General features: G+C 69.8%; 17 protein-coding genes and 1 pseudogene. 11 read left to right on the forward strand and 7 right to left on the reverse strand.

All coding sequences use genetic code 11. The features are described 5' to 3' along the window. Window positions 1-114: 114 nt before the first annotated feature. The 3 genes and pseudogenes from Vau01_RS18360 to Vau01_RS65255 form a co-directional block, all read right to left on the reverse strand. Window positions 115-852 carry a hypothetical protein gene (locus Vau01_RS18360; protein WP_203994018.1) on the reverse strand — a complete coding sequence of 246 codons (738 nt, stop codon included), beginning with the start codon at window positions 850-852 and terminating at the stop codon, window positions 115-117. Window positions 853-1,261: 409 nt separating this feature from the next. Continuing rightward, window positions 1,262-1,432 (reverse strand): hypothetical protein, encoded by a 171-nt coding sequence (locus Vau01_RS18365; protein WP_203994020.1) that lies wholly within the window; start codon window positions 1,430-1,432, stop codon window positions 1,262-1,264. Between the two features lie 389 nt (window positions 1,433-1,821). Beyond that, window positions 1,822-1,923: pseudogene (locus Vau01_RS65255) on the reverse strand (phosphorothioated DNA-binding restriction endonuclease); the annotation flags it as partial. A 118-nt stretch (window positions 1,924-2,041) separates the two neighbouring features. On the opposite strand from Vau01_RS65255, the gene Vau01_RS18370 reads away from it, so the two are divergent. Further along, window positions 2,042-2,581, forward strand: a complete 540-nt coding sequence (locus tag Vau01_RS18370; protein ID WP_275423948.1) for a histidine phosphatase family protein — start codon at window positions 2,042-2,044, stop codon at window positions 2,579-2,581. Window positions 2,582-2,821: 240 nt separating this feature from the next. Here the strand turns inward: Vau01_RS18370 and Vau01_RS18375 are convergent, their stop codons facing one another. Together Vau01_RS18375 and Vau01_RS18380 are read right to left on the reverse strand one after the other, a co-directional pair. Then, window positions 2,822-3,937: a hypothetical protein gene (locus tag Vau01_RS18375; protein WP_203994026.1), complete on the reverse strand. Its 1,116-nt coding sequence runs from the start codon at window positions 3,935-3,937 to the stop codon at window positions 2,822-2,824. Between the two features lie 169 nt (window positions 3,938-4,106). Further along, window positions 4,107-5,159 carry a peptidoglycan DD-metalloendopeptidase family protein gene (locus Vau01_RS18380; RefSeq protein WP_203994029.1) on the reverse strand — a complete coding sequence of 351 codons (1,053 nt, stop codon included), beginning with the start codon at window positions 5,157-5,159 and terminating at the stop codon, window positions 4,107-4,109. A gap of 150 nt (window positions 5,160-5,309) precedes the next feature. Between Vau01_RS18380 and Vau01_RS18385 the strand changes: the two genes are divergently transcribed. The 6 genes from Vau01_RS18385 to Vau01_RS18410 are packed head-to-tail and all read left to right on the forward strand — an operon-like array spanning window position 5,310 to window position 11,723. Then, window positions 5,310-5,594 (forward strand): hypothetical protein, encoded by a 285-nt coding sequence (locus Vau01_RS18385; RefSeq protein WP_203994032.1) that lies wholly within the window; start codon window positions 5,310-5,312, stop codon window positions 5,592-5,594. Continuing rightward, window positions 5,591-6,343: a DUF8175 domain-containg protein gene (locus Vau01_RS18390; RefSeq protein WP_203994035.1), complete on the forward strand. Its 753-nt coding sequence runs from the start codon at window positions 5,591-5,593 to the stop codon at window positions 6,341-6,343. Before Vau01_RS18385 ends, Vau01_RS18390 begins: the two co-directional genes overlap by 4 nt. 5 nt (window positions 6,344-6,348) lie before the next feature. After that, complete coding sequence (locus Vau01_RS18395; protein WP_239151683.1) at window positions 6,349-7,800, forward strand: hypothetical protein; 1,452 nt, start codon at window positions 6,349-6,351, stop codon at window positions 7,798-7,800. 3 nt (window positions 7,801-7,803) lie between these two features. Further along, window positions 7,804-9,255 (forward strand): SCO6880 family protein, encoded by a 1,452-nt coding sequence (locus Vau01_RS18400; RefSeq protein ID WP_203994038.1) that lies wholly within the window; start codon window positions 7,804-7,806, stop codon window positions 9,253-9,255. Between the two features lie 15 nt (window positions 9,256-9,270). Further along, the gene (locus Vau01_RS18405) at window positions 9,271-10,287 is read left to right on the forward strand and encodes a hypothetical protein (protein WP_203994041.1); all 1,017 of its coding nucleotides are present in this window, start codon (window positions 9,271-9,273) and stop codon (window positions 10,285-10,287) included. Between the two features lie 14 nt (window positions 10,288-10,301). Next, a complete protein-coding gene (locus tag Vau01_RS18410) occupies window positions 10,302-11,723 on the forward strand; it encodes a putative type IV secretion/conjugal transfer ATPase (RefSeq protein ID WP_203994044.1) in 1,422 nt (473 codons plus the stop codon). 35 nt (window positions 11,724-11,758) lie between these two features. On the opposite strand, the gene Vau01_RS18415 is transcribed toward Vau01_RS18410, so the two are convergent. Next, complete coding sequence (locus tag Vau01_RS18415) at window positions 11,759-12,247, reverse strand: GNAT family N-acetyltransferase (protein ID WP_203994047.1); 489 nt, start codon at window positions 12,245-12,247, stop codon at window positions 11,759-11,761. Window positions 12,248-12,306: 59 nt separating this feature from the next. Between Vau01_RS18415 and Vau01_RS18420 the strand changes: the two genes are divergently transcribed. The 4 genes from Vau01_RS18420 to Vau01_RS18435 are packed head-to-tail and all read left to right on the forward strand — an operon-like array spanning window position 12,307 to window position 17,993. Beyond that, window positions 12,307-14,115 (forward strand): type IV secretory system conjugative DNA transfer family protein, encoded by a 1,809-nt coding sequence (locus tag Vau01_RS18420; RefSeq protein ID WP_203994050.1) that lies wholly within the window; start codon window positions 12,307-12,309, stop codon window positions 14,113-14,115. Beyond that, entirely contained in the window at window positions 14,112-16,091 is a 1,980-nt protein-coding gene (locus Vau01_RS18425) for a toprim domain-containing protein (RefSeq protein WP_203994053.1), read from the forward strand. The genes Vau01_RS18420 and Vau01_RS18425 overlap by 4 nt, the downstream gene beginning before the upstream one ends. A 10-nt stretch (window positions 16,092-16,101) precedes the next feature. Then, window positions 16,102-16,506 carry a hypothetical protein gene (locus Vau01_RS18430; RefSeq protein ID WP_203994056.1) on the forward strand — a complete coding sequence of 135 codons (405 nt, stop codon included), beginning with the start codon at window positions 16,102-16,104 and terminating at the stop codon, window positions 16,504-16,506. Continuing rightward, entirely contained in the window at window positions 16,503-17,993 is a 1,491-nt protein-coding gene (locus Vau01_RS18435; RefSeq protein ID WP_203994059.1) for a hypothetical protein, read from the forward strand. Before Vau01_RS18430 ends, Vau01_RS18435 begins: the two co-directional genes overlap by 4 nt. Before the next feature lie 67 nt (window positions 17,994-18,060). Here the strand turns inward: Vau01_RS18435 and Vau01_RS65260 are convergent, their stop codons facing one another. Then, the gene (locus Vau01_RS65260; RefSeq protein ID WP_373320267.1) at window positions 18,061-18,840 is read right to left on the reverse strand and encodes an STAS domain-containing protein; all 780 of its coding nucleotides are present in this window, start codon (window positions 18,838-18,840) and stop codon (window positions 18,061-18,063) included. Between the last annotated feature and the right edge of the window lie 258 nt (window positions 18,841-19,098).

Raw genomic sequence — 19,098 nt, forward strand, 5'->3', positions numbered from 1 at the left:
AGCGCGCCCGAACCACAAGTCCGCCGCCCGGCCGGTCCTGAACAGTGTCCGGCCGGGTCGGATCGGCTGTTCCTTCCGCCCACGCGCACGACTCGTGGACCGGCCTCGGCGACGTCATCGGCCGAGCGCCGCTCGGGCGAGGGCGACGTAGGCAGTGAAGCGTGAGGACCGGCTGAGCTCGCGGAGGATTTGGATGGCCGTATCGATGTCCGGCGTACGCGGGTGGATCTTCTCGTACTGCTCGACGGTCAGCGCGAGGAAGTTCGCCGGGTTGTCGCTGAGCCCGGCGTCGAAGAGGTTGTCGTAGTACGCCTCTGAGACGACGTCGCGGTAGAAGCGGAGGGCCGCGACCAGATCCGCGGCGTAGCCGATGTCGTCCCGGCCGAAGGTGCTCTCCGATATCCGGCCGGCGATCTGCGGATGCGCCTCGGCCGCTAGCCGGGCCAGCCGCCCGTCGAGCGGGCGGTATGTGATGCCGGAGCTGCGCACCGGCGGACCGTTCTCGATGAAGTATCTGATCGTCGTCGCGACGGTGACCGGGATCGCGCCGTACCACTCGGTATTCGCTACGTAGGCGAGGACCGCGATCGCCTGCCCGACGTCGTCGGTGCGGGGTTGGACCTGCTCAAATAAAGCCCGCGTTCGGTGCAGGAACACCGGTGGGTCGTCCACGCTGACTCTCACCTGGTCATCAATCTGCTGCATGATCCACGCGTCGGTGTAGTACGGCGAGGCCACCTCGCGCGCCAATCGGAAAGCGGCGAGCAGCTCGGCGGCGTCGGTGAGCCACGGGTTGTTCGGGCGCTGCACCGACGCGATTTGCCGGTACGCCTCCGCCGCGAGTGCGGCCATTCTGCCCCGCAGCGGACGATACGTTGGCCGGGCCGGCTTCTTTGCGAGCCCGATCGCCTGCAGGACGCTTGTGCGCAGCGGCTGAACCGCAAGGACGATGACGATGGCGATTACGAGTAGGGGACACAGGCAGCAGCAGATCGGGGAGAAGAAGTCCGGTGAGCGCTGATCCACGTAGTCAGTCTTCAATTAGTTGCCGTGCCGGTACATAGCACGAGCGGGTGACGTGTCGAGGCTCTTAGCAGGTCCCTCGATACGTCCGGCCACGCCCGAAAGGGCGTACGGACGCGCGTGCGCAACAATCAACCCATCGACCGTGGCGCTGTGTTTGACAACCGTCTCGGTAGGTGCCAATCGGCCGATAGGCCACAACCAGCACGCGGTACGGCCGTCGTTGGTCGTACAGGGTCTACGACATGAAACCCATGGTTCCTGTGCTCACCGAAACGAGCGCGGCCTCATCCAACCATCCGAGCACGTCCTTGGCGGATGCCGTGGAAGAGAACGTCGTCGACATGCGGATCCCGGCACCGACTCGACGATGGCCGGTGGTGGCCCCCGGCAAGCCGATCGAGTACATACGGGCACCATTGCTCTCGATCGCGAGTGCAGGACCTGGTAGATCACTGTCGCAATCGACCCAACCGCGGTGCTGGACAGGGTCATCGCGTGGAACCTGGCGTTCTCGAACTTCAGCAACACTCCGCAGCAAAGATCGAGTCAGCAGGCCTGTGCGGTAATCCCGCCGAGACCATTTGGGCCGGCGACTGCCCAGCGGGTGCGTAGAGGCTGACAAACGTCTGGCGCGTCAGTGCGCACGCCCACCGGTCGTAGGAGCTGGACTCGCGTGCAGCGGAGGCGGCCAGGGCGTAGCAGTGGGCGGCGTCGGTATACCGGTCTCAGTCGAAGAAGATCTCTCCGGCGAGTTGGAGAAGTTCGCAGGTCAGCTGACACATGCGCGTGGTCGGCCAGCGGCTTGTGTGGTGACCGACGACCGTCGCGTTGGTGCTGGCGCAGGTTCGCCAGTCTGGCGAGGACCTCATCCCGATCATTGGCCGCCGTCACAGCCACATTCTGGCAGCACAAGCGCAGCCGGACATCCGCACACGCCGTCCCTTCCGGTTCAGGCCACGGCTGCTCAGCGCGCTGACACCCGGACCGGGACCGGCTCCTCGGCTAAAGTTCGGCGGTGCTCTTCCTCGTCAGGCACGCCGTGCCCGCCGTCGATCCTGAGGTGCCACCCGGAAACTGGGAACTCGATGCCGCAGGACGGCCGAGTGTTGAAACGCTCAAACACGTCATCCCGGCGGACGCCATGCTCGTCTCCTGCCAGGAGCCGAAGGCGCGCCAGACGCTGGAGCCGGCCGGGCACGTGTTCACCGACGCCCGATTCAACGAAGTCGCACGCAACGAGCCCTATCACGGCGACTTCCGAGCGCGCAGAAGCGCCTACCTCGCCGGCGCCGACCACCCAGGATGGGAACCACGCGAGCAGGTCGCCGCACGGTTCGACGCCGGAATCAGCCATTGGCACCTCCGCGCGGCCACCCGGCCGCTGGTCGTCGCCACCCACGGCATGGCCATGACCCTGTGGCTGGCCGACGCCATCAACCTCGCCGATCCACCCGGTTTCTGGGACGACATTCGCCTTCCCGACCTGTTCGAGGTCAACCTGGCCAGCCGAACCGCGGACCGCGTGGTCTCGACACTGCTCTTCCAGAGTCCGTGAACGGATAGGTAATCGTGCCCAACCCGATGGGGGACGAGGATCGTCCGGTGAACGACCAGGTGAGCAGCGCCCCGAGCACCGGAAGTCGGCCCAACATGTCGGGCAGGCCCCGCACGCCGTTGCGCACGGACTCGTGCGACAGCGCGTGGTCAGGGCCGGTGCTCGCCTCGACACCGGTAAAGCAGCGCAGGATGTTCCATCTCGTGATCGACTCCGTTCGGAGCCGGACCCGATCCACCACTACAGGCGGCGGCTTCGACGGAATTGGTCGAGGCTGACCGGATCTGCCTGCACGGTGACCGGGGGTGTCGCAGTGCCTGGTGGCGCGGCGAAGCTGGAACGTACCTCCACTGCACCCGGTCCGGCGCCCTCCTCGCGGGCCGCAAGGCTGTCGCTGAGCTTCTGGTGCAACTCGGTAAACACGCTGTCGATCCGTTGAAGGACCGCGCTGTCGACAACGCTGGCGTCCAGCGATCGCCGGTGCGCTTGCCACGCGTGCTGGATGTCGGCCGTAGCGGCGAGAGCGCCGTGGCGTCCCCCGATCGCGGCGGCCTCCCGGCAGACGGCGCGAACGATGGCCTCCGGAATCGTTTGATCGGCAGGGCGCTCCAGGCCGGCTCGGGTGGCGACCATCATGGTGTTGCGAGGCACCTCAGGAGTCTCGATCCGGATGGGCATCGCGCCGCGGGCGATCAGGAACAGTTCGCGGACGGCGCTGGCCGTTGCCTCGTCTCGGTTCGGGGCGTCGGCAACGCGGACCTGAAGCTGCGCGAAATGCTCCGACGAGCCTTTGGACACGATCTCGTAGCCGCGTTCGAAGGCGTCGGTGTACGTGTGGTTCCAGGCGAGGCTGGCGGCCATGGTGATGCGGTTGCCGCGGTCGGGTGAGGCCGCCATCCGCTCCCAGTTCATGGACACCGCGGCCAGCAAGCCCTTGTCCGTTAGCTCCTCACGTCCGACCACGGCCTGCGCGATATCGTCAGGCGAGTCAGCGGACACCTCGACCCGTACGGCCGATGATGGGTGACCCTCGTCGTCCGTCGGTTGCGGTTGGAGGAAGGTCACGCGGGGCTCGGGATCCGCGGTCTGGCCGGGTCGTAGTCCCCTGTCGATCACGACGGTGCGGATGAAATCGCGAGCGGCGTCGATCTTCGGTGGTCCTGCGGTCGAGTCGGTGAGGAGGGCGACAGTGGTGGAGCTGGTCCGCACGGCGAGCCAAGGCCGCTTTCCGAGCCCCGCCTGTCGGGCCAACCGGCGGGAGATCTGTTCCCACTCGGCGTCGGTCAGGTGTCGTTGGGTCGGCAGGGTGCGGACGGCGAGCGCGGTGACGGTGCCGCGGTCGGCGAGCAGTCGCACGGAGGAGCGCCACGATCGGAGGTTCCAGCCGCCGCCGACGTCGATGACCCGTGCGCGGGAGCTGGTGCTGCGGCTGCGTGGCCCGGTCGCGTTGGCGACCGCGGCCTGAGCGAGCAGCCGCGCGGACCGGTTGTCGTAGAGGTTGACGAGCATGGACACTCCTTCAAAGTCAGAGGCCGAGATAGGGCAGCGGGTCGACCGCGGTTGCCGACGAAAGCGGCGGCGCGTTGCGGTGGACCTCGAAGTGCAGATGCGGCCCGGACGAGTTGCCCGTCGACCCGACCCAGCCGAGGACGTCGCCCGCCTTCACGAGGGCGCCGGCGGTGACGTTGAGCCGCACGGCATGGCAGTACCGGGTGGCGAAACCATTGCCGTGGTTGAGGTTTACGCGGAGACCGCAGCCTCCGAGCCCGGGACTTCCGGGACGGTCGCAGTACGCGCTCGTGCACCCAGCCGCCAGCACCACCCCGTCGGCGACGGCGTAGATCGGATTTCCGGTCTGCGCGGCGAGGTCGACCCCGTCGTGGCTCGGCCGTTCGGCGGTGCGGAACCGGGAGACGAGTTCGTAGCTCTCGGCCGGCAGCGGAAACACCCATGAACCAACGGCGGCGACAAGCGTGTAGCGGCTGATCCGGGACCGGACCTGCCCCGGGTAGTCGTGCGCCAGCCCGGACGCCGGAACACCGCCGGCGAGAATGACGCAGTTGCGTCCGCAGAAGTAGGCGGCCCAGGCCAGGTCGAGCGGGTCACCGGTGACAAGCCCGGTGTCGACGCCGCGCGTGGCCCAGGCGACGTGATCGCACATGAGCCGGCCCATGGCGACGATGGCGTCCTCGGGGTCGCCGGGATCGTTGCGGCCGTCCTGGTCGTAGTCGCCTCCCCAGGTGGCCCAGGTGCCGGTCTGGAACTGGGCGATGCCGACCGCGTCGCCGCCGCGTCCGGCCGGGTTGTGGGCCACTGCGGCCGGGTTCCAGCCGCTTTCCAGGTCGATCTGCGCGGCGACCGTCGGCGGGTCGACCGCCTCGCATACTGATCCGGCCCGGATGACCCACGGCGCGAGGTGCCGGGCATGGGCCGGGATCGCGTCGACGTTCAGCTGACCGGCGCCCGCAGCGGTCGATGACACGGTGGTGGCCAGCGCGCCGATGCCGATCACCGCCACCGACCCGGCCGCCAGCGCGACAACCAGCGCCCCGATGGCCGGTCCAGCAAGAGATCCCATGCCGCCGACGGTCGCGCCGGACCGTCGGCGGAACGGTCGATGGCAACGGTCCCGTCGACGCGTGGCAACGGTTGCGGCATCCCCGTCGCGCCACGGTGCGTTCGAACGGCTCCCGTCCCGGGGGCCGCGACATCGTGGACGGAGCCCTCCGTGTTTCTCGCACCAGATCCTTCCGCGCCGCCGTCGGCGCCGAACCCGCGGCCGATCGCTCCACCCGGCATGGAGGAGATGGCCAACACCTTCCTCGGCTGGGGCAAGTGGTCCCTGCTCGTCGCCGGTGTGCTCGGCTTCTTCATCTGCGCCGGAATGATGATCATTGGACGGCGTAACCGGTCGCAGACCGCCGTCGACGGCGCCGCCGGGGTGCCGTGGGTGCTGGCCGGGTTGGCGTTGACCAGCCTCGCGGCCGGGATCGCCGGGGTGGCGCTGTCATGAACCGTGGACGCCACCGCAAACACAACCGCAGAACCGCAACCATCGTCCTGCTCGTCGCGATCACCGTCGCGATGATCGCCGGAACCATCGCGGTCGCCTGCATGAGCAGGAACCAGGAACCGGAACCACCCCGCCGGAACCAGGCCACGGCGGAAGCGGAAGCGGAACCGGATCCCGAGCAGGAACAGACGCAGGAACCGGAACCGCGCGAGTTCCGCTGGCCGACGGACCTCGGCTGGGAACGCGTCGCCGGAATCGACCTTCCGGTGTCGGCGTCCGACGGCCCGCGGAACCGGAACCTCGGCCTGGCCAAGGAGTACGGCCACACCCCGGCCGGTGCGGTCCTCGCCGCCCTGCACCTGATCGTGCGGACCAGCTACCAGGTCGGCGCGGCCGTCTGGGAGCCGACGCTACGCGACCAGGTCGTCGGCCCTGACGCGGCCGCGTACACCGCCGAGGTGCGCGCCGACCACAAGGCCGCGCTCCAGAAAGGCGAACCGGCCGACCGCATCTACGCGGCCATCGTCGGCGTCCGGCTCGACGCCTACAGCGCGGAAGCGGCGAGCATGCGCGTCCTCATCGAGGCACCGACCGGAACCGGAACCGCCCGCGCCGCCGCCCTGGCGCAGGTCGCCTGGAGCGACAACGACTGGCGACTCGTCGCCCCACCCCGAGGCGACTGGAGCACCGTCCGCACCCCGGTTCCGGCCGACGCCGCCGCCGACTACACCCCACTCCCGGCGAGGTGACCGCGATGTGCCAGGTCTGGGACTTCCAGTGCAAGACCCGCGAGGCCGCGGGCGACGCCGTCAGCGCCGTCGTCGGCGGCCTGGTCGGAGCGATCAGCGAAGCACAGAACGCACTGATCACCGCGACCGTCACCTGGTGGCTGTATCTGCCATCCGTCGACGCCGGCGGTGCGCCGGCGGCCCACACGTTGCAGCGGTGGATGTTGCCGTTCGCGATCCTCGTCGTCACCGGCGGGATCCTGTGGCAATCGCTGATGCTCATCATCAACCGCAAGGGCGAACCCCTCGTCGCGATCGTCAAAGGGCTGTTCACCACGGCGATCTGGGGCGCGGTCAGCCTCGCCGGCACCCAACTGCTGCTACAGGCCTGCGACGCCTGGACCGAATGGGTCCTCACCTACGGCCTTGACTGCAAGCCCGGATTCGGTCAGGACGCCGCCTGCAAGACCGACGCCCTCGGCGAACGCATGCAGTTCGTCCTGACCCCGGTCAGCCTCAACGGTGCCGGCGTCCTCATCGTCATCGTCGGCCTCTTCGCCCTGCTGGCCAGCATCACGCAGGCGATGCTGCTGCTGTTCCGCAACGGCGCCATCATCGTGCTCGCCGGCATGCTGCAACTGTCCGCCAGCGGCAGCTTCACCTCCGCCACGTCGAACTGGCTGCGCCGCATCCTCGGCTGGCTGCTCGCCCTCACCTTCTACAAACCGTTCGCCGCAACGACCTACGCGGTCTCGTTCATGCTCATCGGCGACCGCCGCAACACCGACGTCGCAACCTGGTTCACCGGTGTGGCCATGCTCGCCATGTCGATCATCGCGCTTCCCGCGATGATGAAGTTCTTCAACTGGACGGTCGGAGCGGTCCAATCCACCGGCGGCTCGGCCGGCATGCTCGCCGCCACCGGCGCCGCCGGAATGCACGCCCTCTCCTCCCAACGCGGCGCCGGCGGTGGCGGACTCAGCGCCACCGACTACGCCCGCGACCTCGACCGCCGCTACCAACCACCCAGCGGTAGCAACGGAAGCGGTTCCGGTCCGACGCCGTCGCCGGGCCCGAAGCCACCCAGCTTCACCGGCCCGTCCCCGGCCGCACCATCGGCGAGCGCCCCCGTGGGCGCGGCCGGAAGCGGCGGGGCCGCGAGCGGACTCGCCGGAGCAGGCGCAGCGGGCGCCGGTGGTGGCACAGCGGCGGGTGCAGGCGCAGCGAGCGGCGCGGCCGGCGCCAGCGGTGGCGCGGCAACAGGAGCCGGCGCGGCAACGGCCGGTGCGGCAACGGCCGGTGCGGGCGCGGCAGCCGGTGCCGGCGCAGGCGCCGGGACGGCCGCAACCGCGGGCGCCGCAGCAGCGGCCGGTCCGGCCGCGCCGATCGTCGCCGGTGCCATGGCTGTCGGCAAAGCGGTCGGGACGGCCGCGAAATCGGCCGCGGACACCGCCGCCCGCTCGACCGGCGAGGGCTGACCGGTGACCACCACGGAACACCGCACCTACGGCGGCTGGCGGCGAGCCCGCGCGATGGGCCTGTTCGGACTCGGCTTCGCACAGACCCTGATCGTCCTCGCCGCCCTGACCGCCGCCCTCATCACCGCCGCCGTCAGCATCACCGCGACGGCGATCGTCGGGCCGGTAGCGGCCGCGATCGTCCTCGGCAACGTCGCCCGGTGGGACGGCGTCTCCCTCGGCCAGGCAATCGTGCACCGCGCACGGTGGCTGGCCGGGGCCGGCCGCGGCCACACCACCTTCCGCGGCGGCGTCATGGCCCCACCCGAACACGCCTGGGACCTCCCGGGCGTCCTCGCCCCGACCGCACTCCTCGATACCCCGGCCGGCTACGGCGTGGTGTGGAACCGCCGGCTCGGCACGATGACCGTGACGCTGCGGTGCGCGGCGCAGTCGACCTGGCTGGCCGACCCCGACGCGGCGAACGCATGGGTAGCCAACTGGGGCGGCTGGCTCGCCGGCCTCGGCCACGTCCCGACCGTCCGCTGGACAACCGTCACCGTCGACACCGCCCCGGACGCCGGCACCCGCCTGACCGACTACATCACCCACCGGCTCGCCCCCGGCGGACCAACAGCCGCGCTGCGCATCCTCAAACACCTCGTCGCGACCGCACCCCAGGCCGCCGCCGACGTCCAGACCACGGTGTCGATCACCTTCGACCCGAACGCGTCCCCGGCCAAGCCGAAGTCCACAGTGGACCGTCTCGCCGAAATCGACCGTGCCCTCCCGGGACTGGAGACGAGCCTGTCGGCGTGCGGGCTGACCGTCCTCGGCCGAGCCACCGCCACCGACCTCGCGGCCATGGTCCGGCAGGCATTCGACCCCGACATCCGCGGCGACCTCAACCTCGCCGGCTCCGACCTGATGGACTGGGACAACGCCGGCCCGGTCGCCGCCGAGGAGTTCCCCGACCGGTACCAACACGAGAACGCCACCAGCGTCAGCTGGGCCTGGCACGAGGCGCCCCGCCAGCCGGTCGCCCATCACATCCTCGCCCGACTCCTGGCACCCGGCGAACATCCCAAGCGGGTCAGCCTCATCTACCGACCGCTCACCGCCGGGCAAGCGGCAGCCGAGGTGGAGCGGCAGGTCAACGCCGCCCAGTTCCGCTCGGCATACCGGCGCGCCCGCCGGCTCGACCCGACCGCCCGCGACGTCGCCGACATCGAACAGGCCGCCGCAGCGGCCCGCGAAGAAGCACTCGGCGCCGGCCTCGGCCTGATCAGCCTCTGGGTCACGGCCACCGTCACCGACCCGGCGCTGCTGGACCGCGCGGTCGCCGACATTGAATCGCGCGCCGACGCGTGCAAGGTCCGCCTCCGCCGACTGTGGCGGTCCCAGGCCGCTGGCTTCGCCACCACGCTGCCGTGCGGCGTCTGCCCGCCGGTCCTGTCCGGTGTCTGGCCCCACTGACCTCTGGAGAACGCAATGAAGGTCATCTCCTACAGCCCCGGCGTCACTCGCGAGATCTCTGCCGTCCTGGTCGCGGCCCCGGATCTTCCGTCCACTGTGGACGAACGCACCCTCGTCGCCGCCGACGGCTACTGGCAGCCCGGCGACTGGCGCGCCGACCTCGCCCGGGCGGTCACCGCCGGGCATCCCCTGAGCGCGGTCGGAATCCGCCTCGATCCCGGCGAACACGTGACGGCAAGCCGAGGTTGGGCCGAGATCGCCCGCCGGCTGCTTTTCCGCAGCGGTTGGCTGCACTCGCCGTGGGTAGCGGTACGCACAAGCCCGCAGTCGATGGTCGTCGTCGCGGCGAGCGGCCACCGAATGCGCACGGCCGAGCTACGCGGTTTCGCCGACACCGTAAGCCGCTTCGTCCACCGGCAAGAACCCGCAACGACGGGCCGGCGGTCCATGAACGTCCTCGACGCGTGTCACACCGACCGAGGCGTGCTCGCCGTCCTCGTCGACCACAAGCCGGACCTGGCCGACCTCCGGTTCACGCCGCACCCCACCTACGACGAGTTCCCCGCGAGCCGCCATCCGCTGCCACGGACCCTCTACGTCGGCCAGCACCCGGACGGCTACATCGTCGATCTGTTCGACAGCGGCGACGGGCGCGGCTTCAACGGCGAACCGTTCGATCTCCAACTCACCGACGGCAGCGTCCGCACCGTCGTCGGCCCCTACAGCAGCCGCAGCCCCATCCAGGTCGCCCGGTTCGTCCCCGACGTGTACCTCGGCGAAGTCGCACTCCACGACGACCCCCGCCGATTCCACAACACCCCGATCGACGGCCACCCCGCCATCCTCACCAACACCACCGCCCAACGCGCCCTCTTCACCGCCGCCCGCCACATCACCCGAACCCACCCGGCCGCACTGGCCCACACCTCATACCCACAGCCGAACCAACCCCCAGGCACCGCCCGCGCCGGCCCGGCCGACCACACCGACCAGACCCCGCCGCACATCCACCCGCGACGCGCGGGCCGCTGAAGGGAGCACGAGACATGACGATCGCACCCGCATGGGGCTGGGCCGGGCGCAACGCCGGCCGCGCCTCACACGTCGCCGCCGGTACCGAATACCACGCCACCACCGTGCAGGCCGCCGGCCTCTACCCGTTCACCGCCGGCAGCGGCTCACCGCTCCTCGGCGTCCCCATCGGACGCCACCAACTCTGGGGCGAATCCGTCCTGCTCGACCCGTTCGAATGGCTCACCGCCGGCCTCACCACCAACACCGGCATGTTCGTCCTCGGCCAACCCGGCGCAGGCAAGAGCGCCCTCGCCAAACGCCTCGTCACCGGCATGACCGGCACCGGCGTCCAGGCACTCATCCTCGGCGACACCAAACCCGACTACACCCGCCTCGTGAAAGCGTTGGGAGGCCAGGTGATCCGCGTCGGCCGCGGCCTCGACCGCATCAACCCGCTCGACGCCGGCCCACTCGGCACCGCACTCACCCGCATGAGCGGACCGGACGCCGACCAGCTACGCATCGAGGTCCGCGGGCGAAGACTCACCCTCCTCATCGCCCTGTGCACCCTCGTCCGCGACGGCGGACGCGTCACCAACACCGAAGAAGTCATCCTCGGCCGCACCGTCGACCTGCTCAACGACCGGTCCCCCACCGATCCCGTCATCCCCGACGTCCTCACCGTCCTCGACCAGGCGCCCGACACCCTACGGACCGCCGCCCGCGCCACCAGCCCGGCCGACTACCGACGCCGCGTCGACGACCTCGTCGCCACCCTGCGCCTGCTCTGCGAAGGCACCCTCGCCGGCGTCTTCGACGCCACCACCACCACACCCATCGACCTGACCGCACCCGCCGTCTCCATCGACATCTCCCGCGTCGCCGCCGCCGGCGACAAACTCGTCACCGCCGCGATGCTGTCCACCTGGTCCTACGGCTACGCCGTCATCGACGCCGCCGCCGTCCTCGCCCACCACAACCTCGCCCCCAGACGCCGACACCTCGCCGTCATGGACGAACTCTGGCGCGTCCTGCGCGGCGCACCCGGACTCGTCGAACCCGCCGACGCCCTCACCCGCCTGTCCCGCAACCTCGGCGTCGCCCAGATCATGCTCACCCACAGCCTCGACGACCTCGACGCCCTCGCCACCAACGAAGACCGCGCCAAAGCCCGCGGCATGGCCGAACGCTGCGCCATCAAAGTCCTCGCCGCCCTCCCCAACCGCGAACTCGACCGCATCGCCGGCATGGTCCGCCTCTCCACACCCGAACGCGACATGGTCGCCTCCTGGGCCGCCCCCGAAGCACTCATGCCCGGCGCCACCCACCCCGGCCGCGGCCGCTATCTCCTCAAAACCGGGGAACGCGCCGGCATCCCCGTCGCCCTCTACCTCGTCGACGACGAACCGAACCTGTACGACACCGACGCCGCCGTCCGGGCAGGTTCGCGATGACCGCCCCACCGCAGACCTTGACGACGAACCGGAACTCAATCGTCGACGAGGATCGCGTACAGGTCCGAATCGCGCCAACCGTCGCGGATGTATGCGGTGCCCCGCATTCGGCCTTCATACCGCATACCGACCTTGCGGAGCACCGCTGCCGAGGCGACATTGCGCGGGTCGCACGTGCCAAAGACGCGGTGACGCCCGTACACGCTGAAACCCACTCGCAGCAACTCCCGCGCCGCGGCCGTAGCCACGCCCTGCCCCCACACGCGTGGATGAACCGCGTACGCGATCTCGCCGGTGCTCGGACCATGGAGCTTCAACTCGGCGCTGCCCACGACCTGACCACCGACGAGCACCCCGAACACATACCGGTCCGGAGGCGCCGCCACAGCCGCCCGCACGTACTCCTCTGTCTGCTCGTACGTGTTGGGTCCCCACGCCTGGTAGCGGCGCGACTCCGGCAGGCAGGCCCAGTCGTGGACGGCAGCGGTGTCGTCGAGCGTGAGCGGGCGGAGCGCGAACTGCATGAGCGCACGCTAGGTCGACTGCTGACCCGATGGCAACCGATCGACCGGGCAGGTGCCCGATGAGGGCCCGGCCCGTCGTCCCGGCCAGCACCGCCGGCGGCTTCCCTGTCGTCCCATGGCTGATCGTCACCGGCTGCGCCGCCGGCTACGGCCTGGTCGCGCTCGCCTGGCTCGCCGGCCGCATCGCGGCCATCCTCGCCGGCCAGCCACAGCGGGGACCGTCGCTCGGTTGGACATTCGTCGACGCACTCGTTCGAGGGGACGCACAGCAGCTGTGGCCCGGCACACCGCCGCTGCTCGTCGCTGTGGTCTTCGCGCTGCTGCTCGCCGTCGTCGTCGTGCCGGTCGTCCTCGGATGGCTGTGGTGGCAGAACCGGCGCCCGGACGCCGACGACCCCATCCCGTCGCTCGCCGCGCCCCGTGACGTCGACGAGCTCCTCGGTGACACCGCCCGCCGACGCGCACAAAGACTGCGGCCGAGCCTCGCCGGACTCGACCCGCGCGAGATCCCTGATACCGCAGTGGGTGTAGCCCTCGGCCGCCTGATCCACCGTGGTCGGCAGCGGCCGGTGCTCCGGGCCAGCTGGGAGGACGTCCTCCTCGCCATCATGGCGCCACGCGCCGGCAAGACCACCGCGCTCGCCGTCCCACCGATCCTCGACGCACCCGGCGCCGTCCTCGCCACCTCGAACCGGTCCGACGTATGGGCGGCCACCGCCCGCGCCCGCAGCACGGTCGGGCACGTGTGGCTGTTCGACCCGCAACGGGTCACCCGGCAACCACAGGGATTCTGGTGGGACCCGCTCTCGACGATGTCCACAGTGGAGGAAGCGGCCCGGCTCGCCGACCACTTCATCCAGGAGATCCGCGGAGTCGGCTCCTCCGACCCGTTCTGGCCCCTCGCCGCCGGCGACCTTCTCACCTGCCTGTTCCTGGCCGCCGCGACCTCCAGTGGCACCCTCGCCGACGTCCAGGCCTGGCTGTCCGACGTCACCAGCCGCGAACCCGTCACCCTGCTGAGAGCTGCCGGATTCCCGCAAGCCGCACGGTCGCTTGCCGGGCGACAGTCCGGCGCCCCCGAGACCCGCGACGGCGTCTACGAGACCGCCCGCACCGCGGCGAGATGCCTGTCCGACCCGGAGATCATGGCCTGGGTCACTCCCCCGCCCGGCTGGCTGCCGCAACTCGACGTGCACACGTTCGTCGACTCCACCGACACGCTGTACCTATTGTCGAAGGAAGGCGCCGGCGCCGCCGGACCGCTGGTCGCCGGACTCACCGACAGCGCCTTCCGCACCGCCATCTCCTACGCCGAATCCGCCGGCGGCCGACTCGACCCGCCCCTGCTCGCCGTCCTCGACGAGGCCGCGAACATCTGCAAAATCAGCGACCTGCCCCAGCTCTACAGCCACCTCGGCGGCCGCGCCATCATCCCGATCACCATCGTCCAGAACCTCGCCCAGGGCCAGGGCGTGTGGGGCGAACGGGGCATGGCCGCGCTATGGAGCGCGTCCACCATCAAGCTGATCGGCGCCGGTCTCGACGACGCCCGCCATGCCGAGGACATGTCCCGCCTCATCGGCGACCACGACGTCGCCGTCGCGTCGGTCAGCCGCGACGGCCGCGGCTACCCGAGCTGGTCGACCGGCGTGCAACGGCGGCGGATCCTCGAACCCGGCGACCTCCGCGCCATCCCTCGCGGCCGCGCGATCCTCCTCGCGACCGGCGCCCGCGCCGCGATGGTCGACCTGATGCCCTGGTACGACAGCGACCACGCCGCCACCATCGCGTCCGACACGGCCGCGAGCGTCGCCGAGATCACCCGGCACGCACAGGCCGACCTCGACCGCCGGCACGGTGCCGCATGAACCTTCGTTACGTCAACGAGGCCGCCGCCGCGTTCTACGCCGAACGCCTTGTCCGAACCCCCGCCGCCCTCGACTACCTGCGCGCACACGGCCTGTCGAACGCAAGCCCGCAATGGCGGATCGGATACGCGCCGGCCGGGTGGACCGTCCTCAACGCGCACCTCGTCGCCGAAGGATTCAGCACGACCGACCTCCTAGACGCCGGCCTCGCCTTCCGGCACCGCCAGACCGGGAACCTCCTCGACCGGTTCCGCGGCCGGCTCGTCTTCCCGATCACCGACCTCGACAACCGCACAATCGGGTTCATCGCCCGAGACCTGACCGGCCGTAGCTCCAGCAAGTGGATCAACACGCACGACAACACCGTCTACCGCAAGAGCACCGTCCTGTATGGACTCGGCCAACAACTCGCGCACCCGCCGGCCGTCACCGGCGACCCCATGGTGTTCGTCGTCGAGGGCGCCACCGACGTCGTCGCCGTCCACCTCATGGCACAGGCCAGGCGCATCACGCGGCCGACGTACGCGGTCGCCCCGTGCGGAACCGCGCTTACTGAACACCACCTCGACGCGCTGTGGCAGGGGCTGCCCGACGCCCACATCGTTCTCGCCTTCGACGGCGATCCCGCCGGACGACGCGCGGCCTCCCGCACCTACGGCCTCGCCAAAACCTGGGGCGGGCAGGTGTCCGGAACGATCCTGCCCGCCGGCCGCGATCCGGCCGACCTCCTTGCCGCCGGCGGGCCGGACCGAGCGGCGGCCGTCCTGCTCGACTCCGTCCAGCCGCTGGCGAGAGTCGAACTCGTCAACCGGATCGACGCGCTACAGCGGGACAGGCGCATCACCGACCCCGCTGCCTATCCGGCCGACCGCGACCGCGTCTACCGCACCATCGCGTCCCTGTTCGTCGACGACCCCGGCGACGTCGACCACCTGTCCCGGGCAGCCGCCGACCGCCTCGGCGTCGACCCGACCACGGTGGTCCGCGGCGTCGTCGAGGTCCTCGAAACCCGCAACGGTTCCCCACCCGGCGGCGACCCTGATCCGGCGCCGGACACCGCCGCTGCACCACCCCCTTCCCCGGATCCGACACCTGAAGCGACGACGACGGCGCCGCGACCGAGCAAGCGCCGCGACGAACGGGCCACCGTCTCCGGAACGGCCCACAACCGCGGCGGCGCGACGCCCGGCGACATCACGATCGTCACCCGCCACGACCCGGCCGCCGGCCGCACCGTGTGGGCGATCGCCGACGGCATCGGCACCCATCCGGAAGCGGCAACGGCGTCGGTGCTGGCAGCCGAGATCGCCGCGACCGTCGCCCTGCGGACTGCTCCCCCGGCCGGACTGCACGCTGCCCGCCACGCGCTGAACGGCCACTACACAGGAACCCACCTCAGCCACGCCGGCGACGCCAGCATCCTCGTCGTGACTGCCTACCCCGAACCCGACATCCGGCACGGCGTCCGGTTCGAACTCGCCTGGGCCGGCGACTGCCGCGCCTACACCATCCACAATGGACAGCTTGCCGAGGTCACCAAAGGGCCTGTCCCTCGCAGCGGCCTCGCCGAGTCGCTGCTGACGTCCAGCGTCCGCGCCGGCGCCATCAGCGTCTGCCCACTCAACGCCGGCCCACTCCTCCTGTGTACCAACGCCCTGCCGCGGCATGTGTCCGACAGCGTTCTCGCGTTCGAACTCGCCGGAACCTCCGAAGCCCGACGCACTGCCCGCCGGCTCGCCACCTCAGTCACCGGCACCGAGGTCGGCGTCGTCCTCATCCACGCCACCACGGCACCGCCCCACCGGGTCACCTCGACATCCGGTCCGGCGCGGCAGGTACCGGCCGCGACCGGCCCGGCCCCGGCGCTCGCCCGGACCTCCTTCGCCCCGATGACCGCACATCCGTTGTCCACAGCCACCCCCGCTGTCCACAGCCCAGAGAGCGCGCCGTTGCCACGCGCCCCGAAACGGAGGTGACCTGCACGCCATGAACTTCACCGACCGAATCAACCACGCCCACGACACCCTCATCGACGGCACCGATCCCGACGGCCTCGACGTACGGCAGGCCCTCCTCCTCGCCGACCGCGCCGCCACCGTCGCCAACTACGCCACCGACACCGCCGCCGGCTGGGACCAGTACGCCCTGTCCATCGCCGACGCGATCGAGCACCTCGACGCGCCCCTCGCGGCCGGCTGGATCCTGGCGGCCGACATCCATCCCACCCCCGCCGACGTCGACCGGCTCGCCGAACCGGTGCAAGCGCTCGTGCAGCGACTCGCCGACGTGCTCGCCGCCGCCGCGACCGGCGACACCGACTCACCGTGGCGACGGCTGGTCTGGGCACAGGTCGCCCACCGCCTCGACGACGCCCGCAAGGACCTGCCGTGAACACCGGCGACCACCTCGATGAAGCCGCCGACACCCTGGCCCGCGCCACCGTCGCCCTCCGCGACCACCGACCCTACGACCCCGACGAACAAGCCGCGGTCGCTGTCGGTCGCACCCGCCTCTACGAAGAACTCAGACGACAGGTCGGCCTGTTAGCCGGCCCCGGCATCGATCCGGACATCCCTTCAGCCAGCCTGGCTTCCAGCCTGCGCGAAGCGACCGCAGCCGTCCGCGCCGCGATGCCTGCACAACTGCCGGCCGCACCACCGATCGGACCGGTCAGCCGAGCCCTCGTGCACGCTGTCGACGCGATCGTCACCGTCAACACCGGATTGGCGGGACACCTCGGCGCCGGAAGCACTGGACCGACCACGCCAGAAGGCGTCGCGCTCCGCGCGGGCCACGGTCGCGCCGACAACCTCGCCGCGGTCGCCCGCCTCGCCTGCGCCGCAATCGACCTCGATACCCGCCTCATCGTCGATGGATGGCTGCAACCTGCGCCCGACGCCGGCAGCTGGCTACCGCTGCTCATGGCCGCCGACACCGACATCGTCCGCACCGAGCACGGCAACCTCGCCATCGAGGCCCTGCGCGTCGCGAGCCGAGGCAATGCCGCCGAGGCACCCAGCCGCCGCGTCAACCCCATCACCGGCGACCAACCCTGGCGATGGCAGCTCATCACCTCGTCTCGCCTCCTCACCGACGCCCTGGACGCTGCCCGATCTTCCTTGCTCACCAATGGTCGCGATCTGACCACCACCGAGGCCGCCCGAATGGCCCGATCGGCCCTAATCTGCACCCACCACATCGGGCACATCCTCGGCCACACCACCGCCATCCCGAACCAGGTGGCCAAGCGAGCGCGAAACGCCACCACCCAATGGCGAATTGCGAACGGAACCGCAAGCCTCCTTCGTAGCCCCGCCAAACAGCCCGTCGGTGGTTACACCGCCGACAACGCCCTTCGCGCCGTCGCGGACTGGCTTTCACGCACGATCGGTCCGCCAACGCGCTGGCGGCCTGTGGCCAAGTGGCCGGCCCTCAGTCCGGATAGATCCTGGCAGACCCTCGCGAGTGAGATCGCCGTCCGCCTACCCGAGATCGCCTTACTCATGTCCGAGCAGGTGCGACGCGCGCATGAAGCGGGCGGGCTTCTCCGCCCCGAAGCCCTATACCGACAACCCGGCAAGGTCCTCCACCTCGCCCAATGGCAACGCGCGCCTGCTGACGACCCCGTCTGCCGCTGGCTTCGCAACTCACTGCAACGCGCCTTCAACGCCGGCACCGAACTCGCCGACCTCACCGGTGTCGAACCGCCGGTCGGAATCATGGACGCTGTCAGAACTCTCCGCCAGCAGGGTGAGCACGCCACCGTCCGAGAGGTCATCGATGGCAGCTTCGCGGCCGCGCCGACTCCGAGACGGCAACCGTCCTCTCAACCGACGGCCGGAACCAGATGGCCAGAATGCCGTGACCGCCATCGATAGGGAGCACTCGCCCATCGATAAACGGACCCGCTCTCCTAGCGCAATCCAAACCTTAGGAAGATCAACGTCAGGCGGAATATGCCTGATTCCCCGTACCCAGTGGAGCCCGAGACTGGGGCACGGCAGGGTGAGGTTCCGTGGCTTGGAGAAATTCCACAACTCCGACGGTGTTCATGATTCTATAGACCGGCGGCGAGCAGATAACCGATAGCGTTCCGCCAAGCCGATAAACGAGCTGCCTAAATCCGACAATGACGCCCAGGGCGGTGGACTCAAGGAATCTGACGCCGCAGAGATCGAGCACACACCGCATGGATTCGGCCGGCGCAACTTCCTGTAACGCGTGTCGAAACTCCGCCACACAAGAGATATCCAGCTCTCCTGAGACCGAGATTGTCCGGCAGCCGCTCTCATCGTCACCTGCGGAGACAGCGGCGGAGAATGGGTAGTCAGCAGGCCCTGGCACCGCCACACCAATTCGGTAAAGCTGCTCAGCTAAGCGAGGGACACCGAGCCTCTCGGTGTCCGTATCAGCCACGCGCAACCATAGGGCGTGAATGTTCGCTACCTCTGTCGTCGTGTCTCGACCTCTAACGGAGCGGGCGACCAGGACGCGAACCAAACTCTCAACTTTTGCCCAGCGCGGCCGCCCCGTCCCTCGAAGCAGCGCGCTCACTCCTTCATGACTCAATGTGTCGGGGAGATCATCACGCCGATTCACCTGATGACTGATCCATCGAGTGCCTGGCATTCCGGCATCTCGATAGAGGTCATGCAAGGCGAGGACAAGATCACGCAGTGGTCCGGAGGGCACAGTCCGTTCATCTGGCACCCCAACACCGACCATATGCAGTTCCTCTCACATTCTTATCATCCCTGTCAGATTCCGCCAGCTTGCCACAACGGACCCTGGGCCGCGCTTGTCAGAATTCGTTCGTGGTCGACAGGAACTGATCAGCCACCTAATCCACTGCGCGAGAATTGACTACCAAGACAGACGGTAAAGTGATTTTGGCCATCGGTCTATTGACAAGGGAGAACAAGCATCAGCTGAACCCTCCTCGCATTCCATCGCAGTCGCTGCTCGATGCCGACACGTGGGTCA

This window comes from Virgisporangium aurantiacum, from assembly GCF_016863635.1.
Lineage (GTDB): Bacteria > Actinomycetota > Actinomycetes > Mycobacteriales > Micromonosporaceae > Virgisporangium > Virgisporangium aurantiacum.

Bases quoted from the DNA above. Each gene is read 5' to 3' on its own strand.
- Vau01_RS65260 (WP_373320267.1), bottom strand. From the start codon at position 18,840: ATGGTCGGTGTTGGGGTGCCAGATGAACGGACTGTGCCCTCCGGACCA.
- Vau01_RS18365 (WP_203994020.1), bottom strand. From the start codon at position 1,432: ATGTACTCGATCGGCTTGCCGGGGGCCACCACCGGCCATCGTCGAGTC.
- Vau01_RS18395 (WP_239151683.1), top strand. From the start codon at position 6,349: ATGTGCCAGGTCTGGGACTTCCAGTGCAAGACCCGCGAGGCCGCGGGC.
- Vau01_RS18390 (WP_203994035.1), top strand. From the start codon at position 5,591: ATGAACCGTGGACGCCACCGCAAACACAACCGCAGAACCGCAACCATC.
- Vau01_RS18415 (WP_203994047.1), bottom strand. From the start codon at position 12,247: ATGCAGTTCGCGCTCCGCCCGCTCACGCTCGACGACACCGCTGCCGTC.
- Vau01_RS18405 (WP_203994041.1), top strand. From the start codon at position 9,271: ATGAAGGTCATCTCCTACAGCCCCGGCGTCACTCGCGAGATCTCTGCC.
- Vau01_RS18380 (WP_203994029.1), bottom strand. From the start codon at position 5,159: ATGGGATCTCTTGCTGGACCGGCCATCGGGGCGCTGGTTGTCGCGCTG.
- Vau01_RS18360 (WP_203994018.1), bottom strand. From the start codon at position 852: ATGGCCGCACTCGCGGCGGAGGCGTACCGGCAAATCGCGTCGGTGCAG.
- Vau01_RS18420 (WP_203994050.1), top strand. From the start codon at position 12,307: ATGAGGGCCCGGCCCGTCGTCCCGGCCAGCACCGCCGGCGGCTTCCCT.
- Vau01_RS18410 (WP_203994044.1), top strand. From the start codon at position 10,302: ATGACGATCGCACCCGCATGGGGCTGGGCCGGGCGCAACGCCGGCCGC.
- Vau01_RS18430 (WP_203994056.1), top strand. From the start codon at position 16,102: ATGAACTTCACCGACCGAATCAACCACGCCCACGACACCCTCATCGAC.
- Vau01_RS18425 (WP_203994053.1), top strand. From the start codon at position 14,112: ATGAACCTTCGTTACGTCAACGAGGCCGCCGCCGCGTTCTACGCCGAA.